The following is a 5,016-nucleotide window of genomic DNA, read 5'->3' as shown; positions in this document are numbered from 1 at the left end:
GGGGGCGTGGCGCCGCCCCCAAACCCCCCGCGCATTAGTTTTTCGGTGGGATGCTTACACGCAGCCGCTGACACATCTGTAATAATTTAAGAGTCACTCCACTTGCAGGAGTGCCTCTCCTGATATGTAGCCTATACTCAGCGGATTTAGTATAATCAGTAAACAGTAATCAGTGAAAAGACAGTAGCAAACTGCCATTTGATGAGGCTCACTTAATACATACTGCTCACTCAAAACTTAAAACTCAAATCTTATAACTGATAACTGATAACTGATAACTGATAACTGATAACTGACGACTGATAACTGATTCAATTAACCAAATTTAATCATTTCTCGTCCTGCCATCACGGGTAATTCCCCTTTTAAAATCGGGATCAGTGTCTCGCGAATTCTGTCCGCATCGGGGGGACAACCCGGCATAAAAATATCGATGGGAATGACTTGATGGACGGGCAGCACTTGATCTAATAATTCGGGAACGATACCGGGTTCTTCTGGTAGTTGAGGGGTGTTATCTCCTAACTCTAAATAAGCCCTTTTTAGCACGGGATCGGCAGTTCCTAACATATTCCGCATAGCGGGAACGTTAGCAGTCACGGCGCAATCACCAAAAGAAACGACGGTTTTGGTATTTTGGCGGACTAGATGAATTAGTTCTAAATTATCCTGATTAGCGATCGCTCCTTCCACTAAACAGACATCGACATTTTCGGGATAGGTTTTCAGATCGCAGCCGACGGGACTATACACCACGTCAACTTTTTCGGCTAATTCTAACAGCCATTCATCCAAATCGAGGAAGGACATATGGCATCCCGAACAACCGGCTAACCAGACAGTAGCGAAGCGAATTTTACTCATAATTTTAATTTCTTGGTTGGTATTGTTGGCTGAGTTGCAATTTGGTCAAAAGGATCAAATGAAAAGAAATACTCTTTTAAGCTATTTTTGCCTCCCGGATAAACTCTTGCATTTTTTCCTCAAAGAAAGGAGCTAAATCTAGATTTTTCCAGTCTTTAAGTAGCTCAAAAATAATCGCCTCCGATGCAAAATTTCCCGTATAGGAAATAAAAGAAAAAGGACGTTTACTGAAATTGAGCAAACAGCTTAAAATCGTGCAATGGTCTTTTACTCCAAAACCAAGAGAACAGGTTTTATCTCGATCTTTTACTCGCCAATTATCAGCACTTTTGGCATAAATATCTAGGGCAACTAAAGCGGAATCCACTTCTCTAGAATATTTAATTAAGAGCGAATACAAAACCCTAGGCTCTTGACTAATATCAGACAAAATTTCAATTATCCGACAAGGAATACTAGAAAATTGCGCCGTCAAATTGGAGAGAGACTGACACATTTCTAGGGCTTGTAGAAATTGCGATTCGGGTGATGTGGTCATAATTATCTTGTTTGCTGAATTGAATCAGACCAAGGATATTGTTTTTGTGCCAGTAAATGCGCTTGTTGCTGCGAAAAGCCTCGATTAATCACTAAGTCAGATTCGTAGATTTCATGATTGAGAAACATCCGATCAAGATTATTCCCTTGAGCGCCAGCGAGTCTTCGCCAAGCTGCTACCATTAAACCTTCGGGAAAAAATTGATATCGAGACACTCCCGATCCAAAAGCATAATCCTTGGCGCGTCGGATATCGATCTCCGATATTTCGTATTGGGCAGCAATCTCTAGGATATCTTGATTATTATCCATAATCTGATCATATTCCTCCCTTACCTTGGCGGTTAGTTTCTGCTCGTAGATATCTAAATGCGCCCATCGATCACTATCACCCTCCATTGATTACTTTAACGCGTCCATTGGTGTTGAGTCCTAGCATTAACTAAAAATTCCAACTTCGAGCGATCTTCCTCTTTTTCAGAAACGGCGGAACCCTTGCGGAATATCGCCCCGGTTGGACAAGCGGCAACACATTTGCCGCAGGAAGTACAGGCGGAAACGCTGCCCCAAGGCTGATCCATTCCCGCAATAATTTTATCTTTTTCGCCGCGATAAGCCAGATCCCAAACGTGCGCCCCTTCAATTTCATCACAGACTCGCACACAACGGGTACAGAGAACACAACGATTATGATCAATACCGAAAAGAGGATGGGAAATATCCACTTCTCGCTTGGGAAAACGGTAGGGAAAACGACTATGATCCATACCCACTTCGATGGCTAAATCTTGCAATTCACAGTTACCATTAGCCACACAAACCGCACAAACGTGATTGCCTTCAGCGAATAATAATTCCACTGTCATGCGGCGATATTCTTTTAGTTTTGGGGTATCGGTATGAACCACCATTCCTTCCGCCACCTCCGTTACACAGGCGGGTAATAATTTATTAATACCTTCAATTTCTACCAAACATAAGCGACAGGCGGCCACTTCGGAAACCCCATCGAGATGACAGAGGGCGGGAATTTTTATTCCTACCTGACTAGCTGCCGCCAGAACTCGCGAACCCGCTTCGATCGCTACATCTTTACCATCAATGCTTAAAGTGATTACGGACATAAAAATTATTCTCCTTGAGGATAATATCCCTCTCCTTCCCATAGGCCACGGTTTGTGGCCAAGGGTGGGATTTTTACAGAAAGTTTTAACCTAGACAATCGGCTAAGTCTTTTGCGGGGGTGGTAATCGGCTGCAGGTGATAGGTATCGGAGAGGACTTTGAGGACGTTGGGGGAGATAAATGCCGGTAAAGTTGGTCCCAGACGGATATTTTGCATACCTAGATGTAGCAGGGTGAGCAGTACAGCGATCGCTTTTTGTTCGTACCAAGAGATAATTAGGGAGAGGGGTATCTCGTTGACGCTAACGTTAAAAGCGTTGGCTAATCCTAGGGCGATTTTGATGGCACTATAGGCATCGTTACATTGTCCCAAGTCCATTAGCCGGGGTAATCCTTCGATGCTACCTAATTGTTTGTCGAAAAAGCGGAATTTTCCACAGGCAAGGGTTAAAACGATGCAATCTTCGGGAACTTGTTCCACGAATTCGGTGTAGTAATTGCGATCGGGTTTTGCCCCATCGCAGCCCCCAACTAGGAAGAAGTGACGGATTTTACCCTGTTTAAGGGCATTAACCACCGTATCAGCGACACTGAGAACGGTATTGTGGGCAAATCCTACCATTACCTGCCGAGGTTCGCTTATTTCAGTAAATCCGGGCAATGACTGCGCTTTAGCAATCACGGGACTAAAATCGATCGCACCGTCCACTGTTTCTAAGCGGTTAATATGGGCATAACCCACAGGTCCGAGGGTAAAGAGTTTACTTTCATAGTTTTCGTGGGGGGGCATGAGACAATTAGTAGTTAAAACTATTGCCCCCGGAAACTTAGCAAATTCTTTAGTTTGATTTTGCCAGGCGGTGCCATAATGACCGTAGAGATGGGGATATTTTTCTTTGAGTTTTGGATAACCGTGGGCGGGTAATAATTCTCCGTGGGTATAGACTGTTATCCCAGTATTGGCAGTTTGTGCCAGTAAAGCCGCTAATTGTTTAATATCATGGCCGGAGACTAAAATGGCTTTACCTAGACGCGGATTTAAGGGAACATTTGTCGGTATGGGATGACCGTAGGTTTCGGTATGACCTTGATCTAATAATTCCATGGCCCGCAGGTTTGCCGCCCCGACTTTTAGACAGATTGCCACCCAATCATTCAGGTTTAAATCACTGCGATCAATTGCCGCTAAAGTCTCTTGGATAACCTGATAAACTGAGTCATCCTCTTGACCTAATTCCTGAGCGTGGAAAGTATAGGAAGCAAGACCTTTAACTCCGTAGATAGCGGTTAACTTTAGGGAAAAAATATCGAGGTCTTGCACTTTTTCAATTAGTTCTAAGGATACTTCTTGACCTTGGCTGACTAGGCTCTCATTAAAATTAGGCTGATAGTTAGCAAGTGCAGACCAGTCCACCGATCCCAATTGTGCTTTTAAATTTTCCCGAATCTCTAAACAACGCTGAATATAATCGGTAAAACGTCTTTGATCGAAGTTCACATTGGTCATGGTGGCGAAAAGCGACTCGCAGGTAAAAATATCGGCTTCGCGAGTAGATATTGCCGCTTCTTTGGCTTTTAAAACCACCGATGCTAATCCCCGCAGACAATAAACTAATAAGTCTTGAACGGCGTTGACTTCGGGACTTTTTCCACAGGCTCCCCACTGATGACAACCATTACCACTAGCGGTTTGTTCGCATTGTTCACAAAACATAATTTTTCTCTCTTTTTTCAGTGGATTGACAGATTGTTGCGATTTTTTTCTACTAAATTTAATTCTGCTTTTTTGAAAGTTAGTTATCGGCCCTCACCCGGCAGGAATTGTGGATTTTACGACTGGAAAGCTTGTCTTGACAGCCTCTACTCTCTGAACTATGTTTTTATTCTCTCACTTTTTTTGCCAGTTGGGTTCTGATTTTAGATTTCCTCAAGAATTACTGATTAAACAATTATTTAGTTGTCTTATTAAATTAAGTATTTTTTGTGATTTTTATGATATGATGAGCGATATTTTCGATTTTTAGGTGGGTGTTTGCCAGTGTCATAGCAATCGGTCTCCTGATTAGGATAGAAAGTTGGAAATTAAGAGTTATTATCGCCTAACTGTGATGATGGGATTGCTTTCGACATAGATAGTCATCTCTTTTGTTATTTACTTAACTTAGCAATGATTGAAACCGCTCATCTCCCCGAATCTGCTCGAAATCTTTATCTGTTTTTGCCAGATCCTGATATTTGACATCAAGACTGATGAACGATTTATTTTATTAGTGGTATTCCGATATCTTTGCAGATTTTATTAGCGAGAATATCCCTAATTTCCGTATGTCTTGGAATCGCAGATCTTTTATTTAGGGTTTGCTGAATAAATCTAAAAACCTTGTTGGATAAGGCTTTTAGACTTTTTTTCCCTGAAAAAGTGCCTACCATTGGAGTGATTGGGGGGAAAATTTAGGGATTTTTTCCCTGAAAATTAGGTAATTGACCACCT

General features: G+C 42.3%; 6 protein-coding genes. All 6 read right to left on the bottom strand.

Annotated elements, in window-relative coordinates; translation table 11 throughout:
* Positions 1-315: 315 nt before the first annotated feature.
* The 6 genes from O9290_RS11285 to O9290_RS28495 all read right to left on the bottom strand — a co-directional run bounded on the left by O9290_RS11285 (position 316) and on the right by O9290_RS28495 (position 4,777).
* A complete protein-coding gene (locus O9290_RS11285; protein WP_002740992.1) occupies positions 316-864 on the bottom strand; it encodes an NADH-quinone oxidoreductase subunit B family protein in 549 nt (182 codons plus the stop codon).
* A gap of 76 nt (positions 865-940) precedes the next feature.
* Entirely contained in the window at positions 941-1,402 is a 462-nt protein-coding gene (locus tag O9290_RS11280; protein WP_002760543.1) for a hypothetical protein, read from the bottom strand.
* Positions 1,403-1,404: 2 nt separating this feature from the next.
* Positions 1,405-1,800 (bottom strand): hypothetical protein, encoded by a 396-nt coding sequence (locus tag O9290_RS11275; protein ID WP_002760544.1) that lies wholly within the window; start codon positions 1,798-1,800, stop codon positions 1,405-1,407.
* Between the two features lie 8 nt (positions 1,801-1,808).
* Complete coding sequence (gene hoxU / locus O9290_RS11270; RefSeq protein WP_002760545.1) at positions 1,809-2,525, bottom strand: bidirectional hydrogenase complex protein HoxU; 717 nt, start codon at positions 2,523-2,525, stop codon at positions 1,809-1,811.
* 85 nt (positions 2,526-2,610) lie between these two features.
* On the bottom strand, positions 2,611-4,239 hold the full coding sequence (gene hcp / locus O9290_RS11265) for a hydroxylamine reductase (RefSeq protein WP_288054601.1): 1,629 nt from the start codon (positions 4,237-4,239) through the stop codon (positions 2,611-2,613).
* A 442-nt stretch (positions 4,240-4,681) separates the two neighbouring features.
* On the bottom strand, positions 4,682-4,777 hold the full coding sequence (locus O9290_RS28495) for a TPR end-of-group domain-containing protein (protein WP_394296123.1): 96 nt from the start codon (positions 4,775-4,777) through the stop codon (positions 4,682-4,684).
* Between the last annotated feature and the right edge of the window lie 239 nt (positions 4,778-5,016).

It is taken from the genome of Microcystis sp. LE19-41.2A, assembly GCF_027530405.1.
GTDB lineage: Bacteria > Cyanobacteriota > Cyanobacteriia > Cyanobacteriales > Microcystaceae > Microcystis > Microcystis aeruginosa.
This window is presented reverse-complemented; position numbering and strand designations above follow the sequence as displayed.